This is a genomic window from Hymenobacter cellulosivorans (assembly GCF_022919135.1).
GTDB classification, from domain to species: domain Bacteria; phylum Bacteroidota; class Bacteroidia; order Cytophagales; family Hymenobacteraceae; genus Hymenobacter; species Hymenobacter cellulosivorans.
This window is the reverse complement of sequence record NZ_CP095049.1, coordinates 1,604,514-1,619,982: the sequence shown is the minus strand read 5'-3', so window position 1 is coordinate 1,619,982 and position 15,469 is coordinate 1,604,514. Positions and strand designations below refer to the sequence as shown.

The 15,469-nt window shown below is 60.8% G+C and carries 13 protein-coding genes; 6 read left to right on the top strand and 7 right to left on the bottom strand.

Going from position 1 to position 15,469, the window contains the following annotated elements; translation table 11 throughout:
- Nucleotides 1-72 precede the first annotated feature (72 nt).
- The 3 genes from MUN80_RS06935 to MUN80_RS06925 form a co-directional block, all read right to left on the bottom strand.
- Nucleotides 73-1,206, bottom strand: a complete 1,134-nt coding sequence (locus MUN80_RS06935) for an efflux RND transporter periplasmic adaptor subunit (protein WP_244721485.1) — start codon at nt 1,204-1,206, stop codon at nt 73-75.
- Between the two features lie 87 nt (nt 1,207-1,293).
- Nucleotides 1,294-2,829 carry a TolC family protein gene (locus MUN80_RS06930; protein ID WP_244721483.1) on the bottom strand — a complete coding sequence of 512 codons (1,536 nt, stop codon included), beginning with the start codon at nt 2,827-2,829 and terminating at the stop codon, nt 1,294-1,296.
- A gap of 51 nt (nt 2,830-2,880) precedes the next feature.
- Nucleotides 2,881-3,498: a TetR/AcrR family transcriptional regulator gene (locus MUN80_RS06925; protein ID WP_244721481.1), complete on the bottom strand. Its 618-nt coding sequence runs from the start codon at nt 3,496-3,498 to the stop codon at nt 2,881-2,883.
- Between the two features lie 299 nt (nt 3,499-3,797).
- On the opposite strand from MUN80_RS06925, the gene ispF reads away from it, so the two are divergent.
- The 5 genes from ispF (at nt 3,798) to MUN80_RS06900 (ending at nt 10,697) form a co-directional block, all read left to right on the top strand.
- A complete protein-coding gene (gene ispF / locus MUN80_RS06920; RefSeq protein WP_244721479.1) occupies nt 3,798-4,277 on the top strand; it encodes a 2-C-methyl-D-erythritol 2,4-cyclodiphosphate synthase in 480 nt (159 codons plus the stop codon).
- A gap of 107 nt (nt 4,278-4,384) precedes the next feature.
- The gene (locus MUN80_RS06915) at nt 4,385-6,076 is read left to right on the top strand and encodes a M28 family peptidase (protein ID WP_244721476.1); all 1,692 of its coding nucleotides are present in this window, start codon (nt 4,385-4,387) and stop codon (nt 6,074-6,076) included.
- A 117-nt stretch (nt 6,077-6,193) separates the two neighbouring features.
- A complete protein-coding gene (locus tag MUN80_RS06910; protein WP_244721473.1) occupies nt 6,194-7,840 on the top strand; it encodes a M28 family peptidase in 1,647 nt (548 codons plus the stop codon).
- 108 nt (nt 7,841-7,948) lie between these two features.
- Nucleotides 7,949-9,322 (top strand): LutB/LldF family L-lactate oxidation iron-sulfur protein, encoded by a 1,374-nt coding sequence (locus tag MUN80_RS06905; RefSeq protein ID WP_244721470.1) that lies wholly within the window; start codon nt 7,949-7,951, stop codon nt 9,320-9,322.
- Nucleotides 9,323-9,632: 310 nt separating this feature from the next.
- Nucleotides 9,633-10,697, top strand: coding sequence for a hypothetical protein (locus MUN80_RS06900; RefSeq protein WP_244721467.1), 1,065 nt, complete (start codon nt 9,633-9,635; stop codon nt 10,695-10,697).
- An 82-nt stretch (nt 10,698-10,779) separates the two neighbouring features.
- On the opposite strand, the gene sdaAA is transcribed toward MUN80_RS06900, so the two are convergent.
- From sdaAA to MUN80_RS06885, 3 genes are all read right to left on the bottom strand, one after another.
- The gene (sdaAA, locus tag MUN80_RS06895; RefSeq protein ID WP_244721464.1) at nt 10,780-11,685 is read right to left on the bottom strand and encodes an L-serine ammonia-lyase, iron-sulfur-dependent, subunit alpha; all 906 of its coding nucleotides are present in this window, start codon (nt 11,683-11,685) and stop codon (nt 10,780-10,782) included.
- Nucleotides 11,686-11,862: 177 nt separating this feature from the next.
- Complete coding sequence (gene msrB, locus MUN80_RS06890) at nt 11,863-12,321, bottom strand: peptide-methionine (R)-S-oxide reductase MsrB (RefSeq protein WP_244721461.1); 459 nt, start codon at nt 12,319-12,321, stop codon at nt 11,863-11,865.
- A gap of 111 nt (nt 12,322-12,432) precedes the next feature.
- A complete protein-coding gene (locus tag MUN80_RS06885) occupies nt 12,433-12,918 on the bottom strand; it encodes a hypothetical protein (RefSeq protein WP_244721458.1) in 486 nt (161 codons plus the stop codon).
- 119 nt (nt 12,919-13,037) lie between these two features.
- On the opposite strand from MUN80_RS06885, the gene MUN80_RS06880 reads away from it, so the two are divergent.
- Nucleotides 13,038-14,552 carry an NAD(P)H-hydrate dehydratase gene (locus tag MUN80_RS06880; RefSeq protein WP_244721455.1) on the top strand — a complete coding sequence of 505 codons (1,515 nt, stop codon included), beginning with the start codon at nt 13,038-13,040 and terminating at the stop codon, nt 14,550-14,552.
- Nucleotides 14,553-14,558: 6 nt separating this feature from the next.
- Here the strand turns inward: MUN80_RS06880 and MUN80_RS06875 are convergent, their stop codons facing one another.
- Nucleotides 14,559-15,452 carry a UbiA prenyltransferase family protein gene (locus tag MUN80_RS06875; protein ID WP_244721452.1) on the bottom strand — a complete coding sequence of 298 codons (894 nt, stop codon included), beginning with the start codon at nt 15,450-15,452 and terminating at the stop codon, nt 14,559-14,561.
- Nucleotides 15,453-15,469 lie beyond the last annotated feature (17 nt).

Below are 15,469 nucleotides of genomic sequence, written 5' to 3'. Positions count from 1 at the left end.
GGCGTATGGGCAGTCTAAGTGTGGGAGATAATGCTAGGCGCAAGCGGCGGGCGGCCGGCCCGCCGGCTCACGCTACAGGGTTACTACCTGTCCTTCATTGAGATTCTGATACCCGGCGGAAATCACCTGGTCGTTGGCCGCGAGGCCCTGGGTCACTTCTACTTTACCGTTATAAGTAGCACCGGTCTTGATAATGCGCTTGCCGGCTATTTTCTGGCCGCCTTTCTGCTCAACCACGAATACGTAGCTGTTCTGCTCATCCTTTTGCACCAGGTCCACCGGAATTACCACGGCGTTGGAGCGGGTGTAGTTCTGGATGCGCACGGTAGCTACCATGTTGGGGCGCAGCTCGGGCACGGCCTTATTCAACCGAAACTCAACGGAGAAGGTGCGGCTGGCGGGGTTAATCGTGCGGCTTACCACGCGCACCGTAGCCGGCACTTCCTGTCCACCCAAATCAGCAATGCTGATCAGGGCCTGGTCGCCGACTTTGATCTGGCTGGCGTAGGCTTCCGACACGTCGGCAATGATTTTGCCGCCGCCGCCGCTCAGCAGGCGCACCACCGGCACGCCGGGGCCGCCGTTTTCACCCACTTTGGCTGGTACATCGTCTACAACACCGCTAAAGGGCGCAATGACGTTGTACTGGGCCCGCTGCCGCTGCTGGGTGGCCAGGCTGCGCTGCAACGCTTCGTAGTTATTCTTGGCCTGCAGGTACTGTATTTCAGTGCCGATCTGCTGTTTCCAGAGACGGTCCTGCTTTTCATATACCACTTTGGCCAGTTCCAGGCGGGTGCGCAGCTCAGCAATACCCGATTCGAGTACGGCCGCGTCCTGGGTAGCCAGCACCTGGCCTTTGCTGACCCGGTCGCCGCGCTGCACCCGAATGCTGGTCAGCACGCCCGGTACACGGGGCGAAACGTTGGCATTTTCGTCGAAATCAGCGCGGCCCTGCACTTCCAGGTAGCTCTTGAAGCTCTCGGGCTGCACGTTCATCACGCTTACGGGAGTGGTCAGAACTGGGGCCTCCGCACCAGCGGCGCCGCCGGCACTTCCTACCTTCGATTCCAGCTCCGCAATTTTGGCCTGGTTGTCGGCCTGTTCTTGTTTCAGCTTAGCCAGCTCGGCGGCCGGGTCTTGCTTGCCGCCCCCGCAGGAAGCCAGAAAAGCCATTGCCAGAACCGCCGCAGAAGTAGTGTATTTCATAGTAGTGAAGCTATTGGCAAGCCCGCCACGCAGGCTAACCGAAAAGGAAGGAAGTTTCTTAAGAGAGGAGTACATCGACACAAGCAATTAGCGGCGGCCCAGGGTGCCGGCAGCTTTGCCGTAGTCGACTTTGGCCACCAGCGCGTCGTAGAGGGCGCTGTAGTAGTTGGTCTGGGCTTGGCGCAGGTCGGTTTCGGCCGTAATAACTTCCAGGTTGGAACCGACACCCTCCTGGAACTTGATTTTGGCAACACGAGCCACGTTGGTAGCCAGCTCCAGGTTGGCTTTCTGGTTGCCGAGCACGGCCAGCGTGTTCTGCAGAGTCGTGGTGGTTTGGGCCCGCTCCAGGTCAATGCCCTGCTGCAGGGTGGTAAAGCCTTTGTTTACTTGCTCCACGGCCAGCTTGCCCTGCTCAATGTTGTACTTCTTGCGGAAGCCATCGAACACCGGAATGTTAAGCTGCAGGCCCACGTTGCCGAAGCCAAACCAGTTCTGGTTGATAAAGCCGGCTTCGCTGCGTGAGTTAGGGCCGCGGAACTCCATCAGGCCGCCGAAGCGGTTATCGGAGCCGGTGAAGCCGTACTGGGCCACTAGGTTCAGGGTGGGCAGGTAACCTGAGCGGCGGTTGCGCACGTCGAGTACGGCCAGGTCGCGCTGGGTTTCCAATACCGAGTACTCGATGCGGTTACCGTAGTTGAAGGCGTCGCTGAGGTTGATCAGGCTGCCCCGTTCGGCTTCGATTACGGCCTCATCGAGGCGGTCGGTGAGCTCCACGGGCTGGCGCTGGTCGAGACCCATCTGGAACTTGAGCAAAGCCACGCTCAGGTCAATAAGGCGGGCGGCGTTCTGCTGCTCGATCTTGAGGTTGTTGACCTGCACCTGCAGGCGGTCCACGTCGAGCTTCTCGACGAAGCCCTCCTTATAGGTCTGGGTGGTCTGGTATAATAAGGTGTCGAGGCGCTGCACGTTGCGGGCCAGCAAATCAAGCCGCTCCCGGGCAACGAGCGTGCTGTAGTAGGCTTTCGACACCTGCTCTACCACCTCGATTTCGCTTTGCTGGGTTTGCTTGATGGAAAGCTGCTCGTATACTTTGGCCGCTTTCAGACCCAGCAGGTAGGAGCCGTTGAACAGCATCTGCGAAGCCGAAGCCGCGGCGTTGCCGGCGTACTGCAAGCCGAAAGCCAGGGGCTGGGGGCCGGTAGCGGGCAGGGGCGTGTAGGCCGGAGCCAAAGTCACGGTTTCACCGCGCTGCACCCGGGCCAGCTGCTCCTGGGTCAGCGTGGTACCATTTAATTGGCCCGCACCGCCGGCGAAGGCGCCGAAGTCAACCAGGGACTTCTGCAGCTTCAGGTTGTCGGTCAGGGCGGCACCGATGTTGACCTGGGGCAGGCCGGCCGAGCGAATTTCACCCACGCGGGCTACGGCAATCTGCTCGTTGATGCGCGTGGCCTGCAGGGTCGACTTATTCTTTAACGCATAGTCAATGGCCTGCTGCAGCGAGAACTGCACGGGCGTGGAAGTGGCCACGGGCTGTCCCGTGGAAGGCGTTTGGGCCAGAAGCTGCTGGATACCGATGAAGGCCAGGGCCGCCAACAGAAACAGGAAGCGAAGCGTATTTTTCATAAGAGCGAAAAACGATAAGCGGAAGGAGTAGAAGGCTAGTGCGGGGAGGCGTTATTCGGCCGGTTCGGTTACGTTGCGGTACTGATTGATGAGCCGGTGACCTTTCAGCGTGGAGATGCCCGTCAGGTAGTGCTCAATCATGGCCACATTGACGCGCTGCAGGCCAAACTGCTTGGGCGGAAACACCGTGTTGTTGAACATCAGCTCGATTTCAGACAGGTGCAGGCGGGCCATTACCTCCACGTCCAGGTCGGGCCGGTACAAGCCCTCCGCCATGCCCTGGCGCAGGTTGGTCAGGATTTTCTCCAGGATGAAGGTGTTCTTGTGCTGCTCGAACAGCAGCCAGGCCTGGGGGTAGTATTTCTGCAGGTCGTGGAAGATGCTGGGGTGAATGCTGGCCAGCATTTCCTTGTGCCAGGTTACGAGGTTAAACATGGCCTCAATGGCATTGGAGCCGGTGGCAAACGCCTGCTCGCAATCCACTTCCTCCCGGTTCAGCCGGCCCTGCATCACGGCCAGCACGATCTGGTCTTTGTTCTCAAACCATTTGTAGAGAGTCTTTTTAGACATGGCCAGGTGGGTGGCAATGTCGTCCATTGAAACGCTGCGGATGCCGTTACGCATGAACAGCTCGATGGCAGCTACTAAGATCCGGTCCTTGATTTCCATACTCACGCTGCAAAGGTACGTCGGAAACTTTTAACGACTCCAAAGTTTCCATTAATTTTTTACTAATCATTTGCAGTGTGTTGCGGAGTCCGCCTCAAGGCAGACGAATGACCGGCGGGAATACTTTATGCACCGGCAACTATATTTCTAAAGTGCTGAGATGGTGAACTGGTGAGGTAGTGAGTTTGGCGAGCAAACGGCAGCATCTGGATGAAAACTCACTGATTCACCACCTCACCATCTCACTGCTTCCCCGTACCTTGGGCTTCGTTTTTCTGATTCTCCATCTCCCCTACCCTATGAAAATCCGCACTGGCTTCGGCTACGACGTGCATCAGCTCCAGGAGGGTCTGCCCTTCTGGCTCGGCGGCATTCAGGTACCGCACACCCACGGCGCCATAGGCCACTCCGACGCCGATGTGCTCATCCACGTTATCTGCGACGCGCTGCTGGGCGCGGCCAACCTGCGCGACATCGGCTTCCACTTCCCCGACACCGACCCGCAGTACAAGGGCATCGACAGCAAGCGGCTGCTGGCCGAGGTAATGCGCCTGCTGCGCGAGCGGGGCTACAGCATCGGCAACATCGACTCCACTATCTGCCTGGAGGCGCCCAAGGTGAATCCCCACATTGCCCAGATGCAGCAAGTGCTGGCCGAGGTAATGCAGATTCCGGTCGAAGACATTTCCATCAAAGCCACCACCACCGAAAAGCTCGGCTTCGTGGGCAAGCGCGAGGGCGTGGCCGCCTACGCCAGCGTCCTGATCATGCAACCCTAGTGGTGAATTGGTGAGATTGTGAGATGGTGAGCTTTAAGTTCGACTTGCGCGAGCTGCCCATCAGAACAACAACTCACCATTTCACTATCTCACCACCTCACCATAGTATGAACAAAACCTCCCTCTACACGCTGCTCCTGGCTGCGTGCTGCGCTACGACTGCCGTGGCCCAGCAGGCGCCGGAGAAAGTGAAAGTGAAGCACAAGCGCGGCAAAACCGAAGCCCCAGCCGGCTCTTCGACCCCGGACATCCTGCCGCCCGCTCCCAAGCTGCCCCCGCAGGACGCCGACTGGTCGCACGTGTATGGCACCAGCATCACCCAGGCCGACCTGCGCGAGCACCTGACCATCCTGGCTTCGGACGCCTACGAAGGCCGCGAAACCGGTGAGAAAGGCCAGAAAATGGCTGCCGACTACATTGCCAAGCAGTTTCAGAGCCTGGGTCTGACCGGCCCGGTGCAAGGCTCCGACAACCCCTACCTGCAGCACTTCACGATGGAACGCTCCGTGTGGGCCGGTGACGCCACGCTGAAAGTGGGCGGGCAGACCTATAAGTGGCTGACCGATTTCTACGCTTACGGCAGCTCCCCTTTCCAGACCGAAACGACCATCCAGCCTGTGTTTGCCGGCTACGGCATCGAGCAAGACGGCTACTCCGACTACGCCGGCCTCGACGTGAAAGGCAAGGACGTCATTGTGTTGCTGGGTGAGCCCATGAACGGCGCGGGCAAGTCCCTGCTGGGCAAGGACGGGCAAGGCAGCAAGTGGGGCATGGATTTCCGGGCCAAGGCCAGCAAGGCCGCCGAGAAAGGCGCCCGCAGCGTGTTTTTTGTGGATACTACCCCGGGTGGCTTTGCTAAGTCGGCAGCCCGCATGACGCCCTACATGAGCCGGCCTACTGTCACGTTCGTCGACAGCAAGGAAACGCCCCGCGCGGCCTTCTTCGTGTCGCCGGCGGTGGCTTACAAGATGCTGGGCACCACGGCCGCCAACCTGACCAAGTATGAAAGCAGCGTAAGCAAAGCCGGCAAGCCGGTGGCCAGCCCGCTCAAGCCGGTCAAGGCCATGATTAAGGCGCCCAAGAAAAAAGACCAGTTTACGACCGAAAACGTGCTGGGCTTTCTGGAAGGCACCGACAAGAAAGATGAAATCCTGGTGGTATCGGCCCACTTCGACCATATCGGCATCATTGGCGGGCAGGTCCACAACGGGGCCGACGACGACGGCTCGGGCACGGTATCGGTGCTGGAGCTGGCCCAGGCCTTCACCAAGGCCAAGGCCGAAGGCCACCCGCAGCGCCGCAGCATCCTGTTTCTGACCGTAACGGGTGAGGAAAAGGGCCTGCTGGGCTCGGAGTACTACACCGACCACCCCGTATTCCCACTGGCGCAAACCATTGCCGACCTCAACATCGACATGGTGGGCCGCACCGACAAGGACCACGAAGGCAAGGGCGACTATATCTACGTCATCGGCTCCGACAAGCTTTCCTCCGAGCTGCACCGCATCAACGAGGAAGCCAACCAGAAGTACACCCAGATTGACCTGGACTACCGCTTCAACGACCCCGAGGACCCGAACCGCTTCTATTACCGCTCCGACCACTATAACTTCGCCAAGCACAAGATTCCGGTGGCGTTTTTCTTCAACGGCGTGCACGACGACTACCACGGCCCGGGCGACGAAGTAGAGAAGATTGAGTTTCCGAAAATGGAAAAGCGCGCCCGTCTCGTGTTCCATACGGCCTGGGAACTGGCCAACCGCGACAACCGCATCGTGGTAGACTCCAACAAGCCCTAACCGGCCACCGGCGCTTAGCCGGGTTACCCTGCGCCCGGTCCGGCCCTTGCCCAGCCTTTGAGCAAGGACCAGACCGGGCGCAGGCTTTTTTTGCCCCTTCCTACCGCAACTTTTTCAGTGAAAACACTCCTATTCTCCCTTGTACTAACGGCCAGCGCAGCAAGTAAAATCCTGGCCCAGCCGAACGCACCCACCGCTCAGCCGGCCTCCGGGGCGGCGCTTACCTATTCGGCCGCCATTACGCCCGAGCTGCTGCGGGAACACCTGGCCGAGCTGGCTGCGGATGCCTACGAAGGGCGCGAAACCGGACACCCAGGCCAGGTGAAGGCCGCTCAGTACCTCACCCGGCAATTTGAGTTGCTCGGCCTGCGCGGGCCGGTAAGTGGGGCCGCCAGTGCGTATCAGCAGCTGTTTGGCCTGGTGGGCACCACCCCGACGGGCCCCGGCACGTTTCGAGTGGGCACTACCACGTTTGTGGGCGGCCGGGACTTTGTCAGCTTTGGCTCGGCCAGTTTTCCGGAACCAGCCGCCCCGGCCGACCCTGTCTTTCGGGGCTTTGGCATTGAAACCGACTCCTACAACGACTACGCCGGCCAGCCCGACGTGCGGGGCCGCGACGTGGTGGTACTGCAGGGTGAACCCAACAACGGCCTGGGCCGCTACCTGCTTTCGGGCACCAAGCAGGACAGCGACTGGAGCTCCATCTTCCGCAAAGCGGCCCTGGCCCGCGACAAAGGCGCCCGCAGCCTGACGGTTATTACCTATTCATCCGTAGCCAGCTTCGCGAAAATGACCAAGTCCCTGACTCCGGATTTGGCCGAAGCCACGTACTCGCTCACCACGCCCGTGCCCCAGCCCACCGACTACGAGCTGCTGGTGCAAACGCCCCCGCCCTACATCAACCTGCTGCTGACCAACGGCCCCCTGGGCGCGGCACTGCTGGGCACTACCCTGTCGGCCCTGTGGCGCTACGATGTAGACTGCTACAAGCTCAAGAAGCCCGCCACCGCATTTCGGCCGGTGGCCTGCACGGTAGAGCTACCCCAGAAGCGCGAGGAACTGACTTCTGCCAACGTGCTGGGCTTTCTGGAAGGCACCGACAAAAAGGACGAAGTGCTGGTCATCTCGGCCCATTACGACCATATCGGCGTGCAGCACGACACGATTTACAACGGGGCCGACGACGACGGCTCAGGCACGTCGGCGGTGCTGGCTTTGGCCCGGGCCTTTACCAAGGCCAAAGCCGAAGGCCACGGCCCACGGCGCAGCATTCTGTTTTTGCTTAACTCGGGTGAGGAAAAAGGCCTGCTGGGCTCGGAGTACTACGCCGGCCACCCGGTTTTTTCGCTTAGCCAAACCATTGCCGACCTCAACATCGACATGATAGGCCGGACCGATAAAGCCCACCTTGGCAAGCCCAATTACCTCTACCTGATTGGGGCCAGCCGGCTGAGCACCGAGCTGCACCTTATCAATGAAGAGGCCAACACCCAATACGCCCACCTGCGCCTCGATTACAAATACAACGATAAGAAGGACCCCGAGCACCTCTACTACCGCTCCGACCACTACAACTTCGCCCGCCACGGCATCCCGATTATCTTTTACACCAGCGGCCTGCACCAAGACTATCATAAGGCTACCGACGACGTGGACAAGATTGAGTTTGGTCGGCTGGCCGAACGCGCTAAGCTGGTGTTCTTTACGGCCTGGGAGCTGGTCAATCGTGACAGCCGCCCCCAACTGGACGTCGCCAAGCCCTGAGCAACCGAAACTCTCGGCTGGCGGCCGTAGTTGGAAAAGGAAACCAAGCATGCCCAGCCGCTACGCGTTATATTTGTTTACATCCCGCTCCTTCAACTGCCTACTGCTATGACCAAAGTTGCCCAATTCCTGACCGACTCCGAGCACAAAGCCTTTGACTTGGAGCACCGGCGCAAGATTCGCTTCAACATCGGCAAGTACAACGCCGCGGTGCAAACCGGCCTGGGCTGGTACCACGACCATGAGCTGGCGCGGGAGCGGGCTTCCTACCTCAAGGCTACCGCCATCAACAACCTGGACCACTACCTGCTGGAGTTCGAAAAGAACTTCACCAAGCGCGGCGGCAAGGTTATCTGGGCCCAGAATGCAGAGGAGGCCTTGAGCGAAATCGGCAAGATTATGCAGCGCAAAAAGGCCCGCACCGTGGTGAAGGCCAAGAGCATGACCACCGAGGAAATCCACCTCAACAAGTACCTGGGCAAAAACGGCATTGACTCGGTCGAAACCGACCTGGGCGAGTTCATCGTGCAGCTCAATGGGGAGCGGCCCTACCACATTGTAACGCCGGCCATGCACCTTTCCAAAAAGGACATTGCCGATATCTTCGTCAAGCACCTCAAAATCGAGCCCACCGACGACGCCCAGAAGCTGGTGCTCACGGCCCGTCACCTGCTGCGCAGCAAGTACACCTCGGCTGAAGTCGGCGTCACGGGCGGCAACTTCCTGCTGGCCGACATCGGCGGCATTGCCGTGACCGAAAACGAGGGCAACGCCCGCCTCTCGGCCACGTTTCCCAAAACCCACATTGCCATTGTGGGCATCGAAAAAGTCATTCCCAGCGTCCACGACCTGGATTTGTTCTGGCCCCTGCTCAGCACCAGCGGCACCGGGCAGCAGGTCACGGTCTACAACACCATCTATACCGGTCCGCGCCAACCCCTGGAAAAGGACGGGCCCGAGGAAATGTACGTGGTGCTCCTCGACAACGGCCGCACCAACCTATTGGCCCAGCCCGATAAGCGCGAAGCCCTGCACTGCATCCGCTGCGGAGCCTGCCTCAATGTGTGCCCGGTCTACAAGAACATCGGCGGCCACACCTACGAGGCCACCTACTCCGGCCCCATCGGCTCGGTGATTACGCCCCATTTGTCGGGCTTGCAGGAAAACAAGCACCTGAGCTTTGCCTCGTCCTTGTGCGGGGCCTGCTCGTCGGTGTGCCCGGTCAAGATCAACATCCACAACATCCTGCTCAAAAACCGCCAGCAAAGCGTGCAGGCCGGCTACTCTGATAAAGAAGAGCAGCGGGCCATCAAGCTCTGGCTCTACGGCATGAAGCACCGCTGGCTCTGGGACATGGCCCCGGTGAGCGGCAAGAACTGGGTGCTGAGCCGCCTGCTGGGCCAAACCGGCTGGAGCAAGCGCCGCGAAGCCGTGCAGGTAGCACCCAAGACCTTCCGCCAGCTCTGGAAGGAGCGTAAATAGCTCCTCTGTTTCTTCTTGCCTCCTGTAAGCACCCCATAGGGCAGGCAGGGGGAAGTAGGATATTTCCTCTATACTGGTTTCGGTCTGCTTCTAGAGTGGCTCTAGACTGCTTCTAGGCTACCCGGTAGGAAGGCCGCTTCTGGCTCGGTAGCTGAAATAGAATAATATCTAGGCAAGCCCGGTCTGCAAAAAGCCAGGGAAGCTTGCTGCTAGCGGCAGCGGCAGTACCCGCGCCGACGGGCGCTAACTATTCCGGCGGAAAACAGTAGAAGATGCAGCGGGCACGAAGCCACGCGGTTGCGTATTCTTTATGCTTGATTTGCTCCTGCGGGTTGCCGCCTTTCTGGGTGGTGCCTTTCTCATCGTTACGGTTGTCTTATCCGCTATCCGCTCGTTTGTATTGCCCCGCAACGAGTCGGTGCTGATCAACAACTGGGTGTTTACGGGCATCCGGCATCTGTTTAGCTTCCTGGCGGCGCGCTACACAACGTATGCCAAGCGGGACCGAATAATGGCCCTGTATGCGCCGGTGGGTCTGGTAGCGCTGCCTATCATTTGGCTTCTGATTCTCTCCGCAGCTTACGCTTTCATCTATTGGGCTTTGGGCGAAGGCGACTTCACCAAAAGCTACCTGCTCAGCTCTTCTTCCCTGCTCACGCTGGGCTCGGTAGAAGCCACCACCGTACTGATCAGCATCGTGACGTACTCTGAGGCCACCTTCGGCCTGCTGCTTATCACCCTGCTGATTTCCTACCTACCCACCATGTACCAAGCCTTTACCCGGCGCGAGCTGGTAGTGGCCCGTGTGGAGCTGCGCTGCGGCACCAACCGCACGGCCACTGAGCTGCTGCTGTGGCTCAACCGCAGCGGCAACCTGACCGACGACGGGGCGCAGTGGAAAACCTGGGAGGAGTGGTTTATTGAAATCGAGGAAACGCACACCTCGCTGCCCATCCTGTCGTTTTTCCGCTCGCCCCAGCCCGGCCGCTCCTGGGTCACGACGGCCGACCTGATCCTGGAAACGGCCGCCGTGATTATCAGCACCGTCGACCAGAAGCGCGACCCGGAAATGGAGCTGTGTTTCAAAGCCGGGTGCGTGGCTATCAACCGGGTGTCGCGCTACTTCGAGGAGCGCGCCCAGGCCGAGCCAGCCGAGGCTATAACCGACGAAGACCCGATAGAAGACCCCACCCGGCGGGATTTTTTCCAGACCTACGACCTGCTCGGCGAGGAAGGCGTGGCCCTGCGCCCCGACCGCGAAGAGGCTTGGCAGAAGTATAAGGAGCTACGCACGCGCTACAGCAACGCCGTGCAGTTTCTGGGCAAGCTGACCATGGCCCCCGAGTCGAAGCCGGTAGGCGGCAACCGCCAATAGACTAGCTGAATACCAACAAATGAAAAAGCACAAGCCCCGCCAGCATAGCTGGCGGGGCTTGTTGATTAGGCAGAAGCAGAGGTTACTCATGGTCTTCGTCGGGCAGAATGTTCACGTCCTGCACCAGCACCATTTTCTCGATTTCCCGGCCCCGGGTCGTGTTGGCCAGGCCGCCGAGGGCTGTTTCCTTGTAGCGGGTTTCCATGCTCTGCCCCACTTCGCCCAAGGCCGCCACGCACTGGTCCACCGGAATTACGGGGTCGACGCCGGCAATGGCAATCTGGGCGGAGGAAAAGGCAATGGCAGCCGCTGAGGCGTTGCGCACCACGCAGGGCACTTCTACCAGGCCCGCCACCGGGTCGCAAACCAGGCCCAGCATGCACTGAATGGTAATGGCCACGGCGGCGAATACCTGGTCGATGGTACCGCCCAGGCAGTAGACGATGGCGCCCGAGCCCATGGCGGCGGCACTGCCGGTTTCGGCCTGACAGCCGCCCACGGCCCCGGCCAGGGAGGCATTCTGCTCGATAATGAGGGCAATGCCGGCTGCTATCAGCAGGCCTTCCAGAATCTTATGGTCGTCGAGGCGGTGCAGGTCCTGAATGGTAACCAGCACGCCGGGCAAAATACCCGAGGCTCCGGCGGTAGGCGCAGCTACTACGCGGCCCATGCACGAGTTGACTTCCTTGGCCCCTAAGGCGCGGGTGATAAGCTGCTTAAACTCCGGCGACAAGACCGTCACGGGTGAGGCCGCAATTTTCTTGGCCCCGTTGTTTATCATGCCCGAACGGGAGGTCATGTCTTCGGTCAGGCCCGTTTTTACTGCGTCGCGCATCACGTCGTAGGCGCGCTGCAGGCCGGGCCAGATATCGGCTTCGACCCGCCCCTTCTGCTCGACTTCGTAGTCGAGTACGGGTTGGTAAAGCGGCTGCCCGGTGGCCTCGCAATGAGCTTTCCAGGAAGCAAAATCAGTGAATAACAAGGACATGATGGGTGGGAGAATGGGCGGGTGAGAAAAGGCGTATGCAGTAGTCAACGCAACCGGTAGGGCGCAGGTGCGAAATTCGGAATATTTCGGCCGTGTTTAGGGGCAACCCCCAAAAAGAACGTCATGCCGCGGCTCGTGCGGCATGACGTTCTTTGTATACGCAGTCGGCAGCTCTGCTTAGGCTTCCTGCTGCTCGGTTACCAGCTTAATAGCGGCCGAGTTGATGCACAGGCGCAGGCCGCTGGGGGCGGGGCCATCCGGAAACACGTGCCCCTGGTGGGCGTCGCACACGTTGCAGAGCACTTCCACGCGGGTCATGCCGTAGCTGGTGTCTTTCTTGTAACGGATGGCGTTTTCCTGCACCGGCTGGGTGAAGCTGGGCCAGCCCGTACCCGACTCGAACTTGGTGCGCGAGTCGTAGAGCGGGGTGCCGCAACACACGCAGGCGTAGAGGCCGGCTTCGTGGGCTTCGCAGTATTCGCCGGTGAAGGCCCGCTCGGTGCCGTGCTGGCGCGTGACGTGGTATTGCTCGGCGGTCAGCTGCTGCTTCCACTCGGCGTCGGTTTTCTCTACCCGCCGCTCGGGGGCCGGACTGCCGTGGTTGGCCAGCCGGATAACGTCGTTCCAGGTTTGCATATCGGAGTTGGTTTGGTTCGTCAGAGGTTGAAACAGTTCAGATGCTTTGCAAACGCACTGGGCCTGCCGGAAGTTTTTACCCGGCCAACTTGCGGTAGCCCTGCCCCGGCTTCAGGACTGCCACTGCTGGCTTACCTCAGGTGCCACGTGCAGGTGTCCGGCCGGGACCTGGGCCTGCAGAAACGCCAGTAGCCGGCCCAGGCGCCCGTTTTTCTCGACTGCGCGCAACGACACGGTCCGGCTGGACCCACCCACCTGCTGCACCCGCAGCGTAGGTCCGCGCCGCAGGGCCATGACCACTGCAAAGACGCCCAGCAGCACCGGAATGACGGGCACGACGATTTCTTCAATGTAGATCCGGCCACCTTCCCCGGATCGAAAAAAGTCTAGCACCAGCCCGCCATACCACAGCCCAAACCCAATCAGGCCCACTCCGAAGGCCAGCATCAAGCGCCAGTTGCGGATGTCGGCTCCGCGCTGCACAAAGAAGGTAGCCTCTGCTAGGGGCAGACTGGCGTAGCGGAAGCGGTTGCGCAGGAAATAAATGGTGTGCTCATCAAGGCCGAACTCATCGGTGTAAAACTGGTAGGGAAGCATGGCAGGCAGCGTTGGGGCTACAACAATAAGCGTATTGAAGCCGGGCGCCAACGGTTTTGCTTTTGTATCGTTGGGTTTATTGTTCTTGCCTGCCGCTTCCTCCTGCTTTCCGTTACACTATGCGCATTCTCTCCGCCGCCCAAACCCGCCAGGCCGACCAGGCCACTATTCAGGAAGAAGGTATCAGCTCCGTCGCCCTGATGGAGCGAGCCGCCACGGCCTTCACCCAGTGGCTGCTGGCCCGCCTGAGCCCCACCGAAGCCGGCGACACCCTGATTTTTTGCGGCCCCGGCAACAACGGCGGCGACGGGCTGGTAATAGCCCGGCAGCTGCACCTGGCCGGGTTTGTGGTACAGGTATTCGGGCTTCCCGCCGACACGTACTCCGCCGATTTTGAAACCAACCGCCAGCGCCTGCCCGCCGGCCTGGCGCTGCAAACGCTGGCTCTCGACGCGCTGCCGCCCATTGCCCCGGGCAGCCTGGTCGTTGATGCGCTGTTTGGCACGGGTTTGTCGCGCCCGTTGGCGGGGCTGGCGGCCGCGGTAGTCGAGCACCTAAACCAGGCCCGGGCCCGCATCGTGGCCGTGGATATGCCCTCCGGTTTGTTTGCCGACATGCCCCAGCCCGCCGACAGCCCCATCGTGCGGGCCCGGCACACGGTAAGCTTCGAGCTGCCCAAGCTGGCATTTCTGCTGCCCCAGAATGCCCAATACGTCGGTCAGTGGCACACTGTCCCGATTGGGTTGAGCCGGCAGTTTCAGGCCCAGGCGGAAGGGAAGCTATACTTCGTGGACGCTACGCTGTTGGCAGGTCGCCTACCCAAACGGGCCCAGTTCGGACACAAGGGCACCTATGGACACGCCCTGCTGCTGGCCGGAAGCCGGGGCAAAATAGGCGCCGCCCTACTAGCTACCCAAGCCTGTCTGCGCAGTGGCGTCGGGCTGCTCACGGTGCGCACCCCGGCCGTGGGCTACGACATTCTGCAAACCGCCGCGCCCGAGGCTATGGCCCTCACCGACCCGGCTTCCGACTTCATCAGCGAGCTGCCCGAACTAAGCCCGTACTCGGCCATCGGTATCGGCCCGGGCCTGGATAAAGCGGACGAGACCAAACTGGTGCTGGAGCAGCTGCTGCGCGAGACCAAAGTACCCTTGGTCGTTGACGCCGACGCCTTGAACATGCTCAGGGCCAACCCGGGACTGCTCCAGCTGTTGCCCCCCGATTCTATCCTGACGCCCCACCCCAAGGAGTTTGAGCGCCTGGCCGGCCCGGCCCGGGATGACTACCACCGCCTGGAGTTGCTGCGTGAGTTTTGCCAGCAGCACCGCTGCTACACCGTGCTCAAAGGGGCCCACACCTGCCTGGGCACGCCCACCGGGGAGCTGTACTTCAACAGCACTGGTAACCCCGGCATGGCCACCGGCGGCAGCGGCGACGTGCTGACCGGCATCCTGACGGCCCTGCGCGCCCAGCATCTGCCGCCCCTGGATACGGCCTTGCTCGGGGTGTACGCCCACGGCCGGGCCGGCGACTTGGCCGCCCGCCATACCGGAGAAGCGGGCCTAATTGCCGGCGACCTGACGCGCTTTATCGGTCCTGCCTTGCAGGAGCTGACCACACCGGACGCGTTTTAGCACCCCTCACGCTATCCAGTAGACGGCCAGAAACTGCACCACCATAATGCCGTCGGCCAGCAGGGCGAAGTAATAGTCGGGGCGGGTTTCGTCGGCAAACCACACAATCAGGCTGGTGAGCAACGTGGGCACGGTGAGTACCAGCAAGTGGGCCGACGTGATGCCCTGCGGGATGAGCAGGCTGGAGGCAGCCAGGCAGAGCAGCGCCAGGATTTTGGCAGCCCGGATACCGAAAATACCCGGGAAGGTGCGCGTGCCGCTAAGGAGGTCCTTGGTATAGTCGCGAATGTCGAAGACGAAGGCCAGGGCCAGAATAAACAGGAAGCGGCGGCCGAACAGTACCAGCACCACTGGGGCCGTCAGGGCCTTGTTCAGATACAGGGCCGGTACCCACACGGTAATGGCGGCCCAGACGTAGGCAATCAGAAAAACCTTGAGCAGGGGAAAGTCGCGCAGGGCCCGCCACCGGCCGCGCAGCTTCACAATTGGGAAGGAGTAAAGCAGGGAAATAGCTGCCAGGTGGCCCAGAAAAAGCGTCAGGTGTCGCCACCCATCCACCCAAAATAGCACAGCGGCCACCGCCAACGACACCAGGGCCAGCCCAAACAGCTCCCGGCGGTGCTGAATCATCCAGAGCTTGCGCCCGGAAAGCACCGCCTGCTGCCGAAACTTATAGGGCAGCACGCTGTCGATGTTGTAGAGAAAGAGCGTGGCCGTGAAAATCAGCAAAGCCAGCCGGAAAGGGATGTGCACCTGCCAGAACAGGAAGGTGGCCCAGGTCAGACTAGTAGCGGCGGCCGCCACCAGGCCGCTGCTATAGAGCAGCGCATCCAGCCAGCGCTTCAGGCCGGTGGAGGAGGCAGAAACGGCGGCCGCTGATTTTTCGCTGACGTGGCGCATGACTCCGGACGGAAGAG

Excerpts from the sequence above, each read along its gene's own strand:
- MUN80_RS06930 (WP_244721483.1), bottom strand. The coding sequence starts at position 2,829 with ATGAAAAATACGCTTCGCTTCCTGTTTCTGTTGGCGGCCCTGGCCTTC.
- MUN80_RS06915 (WP_244721476.1), top strand. The coding sequence starts at position 4,385 with ATGAACAAAACCTCCCTCTACACGCTGCTCCTGGCTGCGTGCTGCGCT.
- ispF (WP_244721479.1), top strand. The coding sequence starts at position 3,798 with ATGAAAATCCGCACTGGCTTCGGCTACGACGTGCATCAGCTCCAGGAG.
- MUN80_RS06875 (WP_244721452.1), bottom strand. The coding sequence starts at position 15,452 with ATGCGCCACGTCAGCGAAAAATCAGCGGCCGCCGTTTCTGCCTCCTCC.
- MUN80_RS06925 (WP_244721481.1), bottom strand. The coding sequence starts at position 3,498 with ATGGAAATCAAGGACCGGATCTTAGTAGCTGCCATCGAGCTGTTCATG.
- MUN80_RS06880 (WP_244721455.1), top strand. The coding sequence starts at position 13,038 with ATGCGCATTCTCTCCGCCGCCCAAACCCGCCAGGCCGACCAGGCCACT.
- MUN80_RS06885 (WP_244721458.1), bottom strand. The coding sequence starts at position 12,918 with ATGCTTCCCTACCAGTTTTACACCGATGAGTTCGGCCTTGATGAGCAC.
- MUN80_RS06905 (WP_244721470.1), top strand. The coding sequence starts at position 7,949 with ATGACCAAAGTTGCCCAATTCCTGACCGACTCCGAGCACAAAGCCTTT.
- msrB (WP_244721461.1), bottom strand. The coding sequence starts at position 12,321 with ATGCAAACCTGGAACGACGTTATCCGGCTGGCCAACCACGGCAGTCCG.
- MUN80_RS06935 (WP_244721485.1), bottom strand. The coding sequence starts at position 1,206 with ATGAAATACACTACTTCTGCGGCGGTTCTGGCAATGGCTTTTCTGGCT.
- sdaAA (WP_244721464.1), bottom strand. The coding sequence starts at position 11,685 with ATGTCCTTGTTATTCACTGATTTTGCTTCCTGGAAAGCTCATTGCGAG.
- MUN80_RS06900 (WP_244721467.1), top strand. The coding sequence starts at position 9,633 with ATGCTTGATTTGCTCCTGCGGGTTGCCGCCTTTCTGGGTGGTGCCTTT.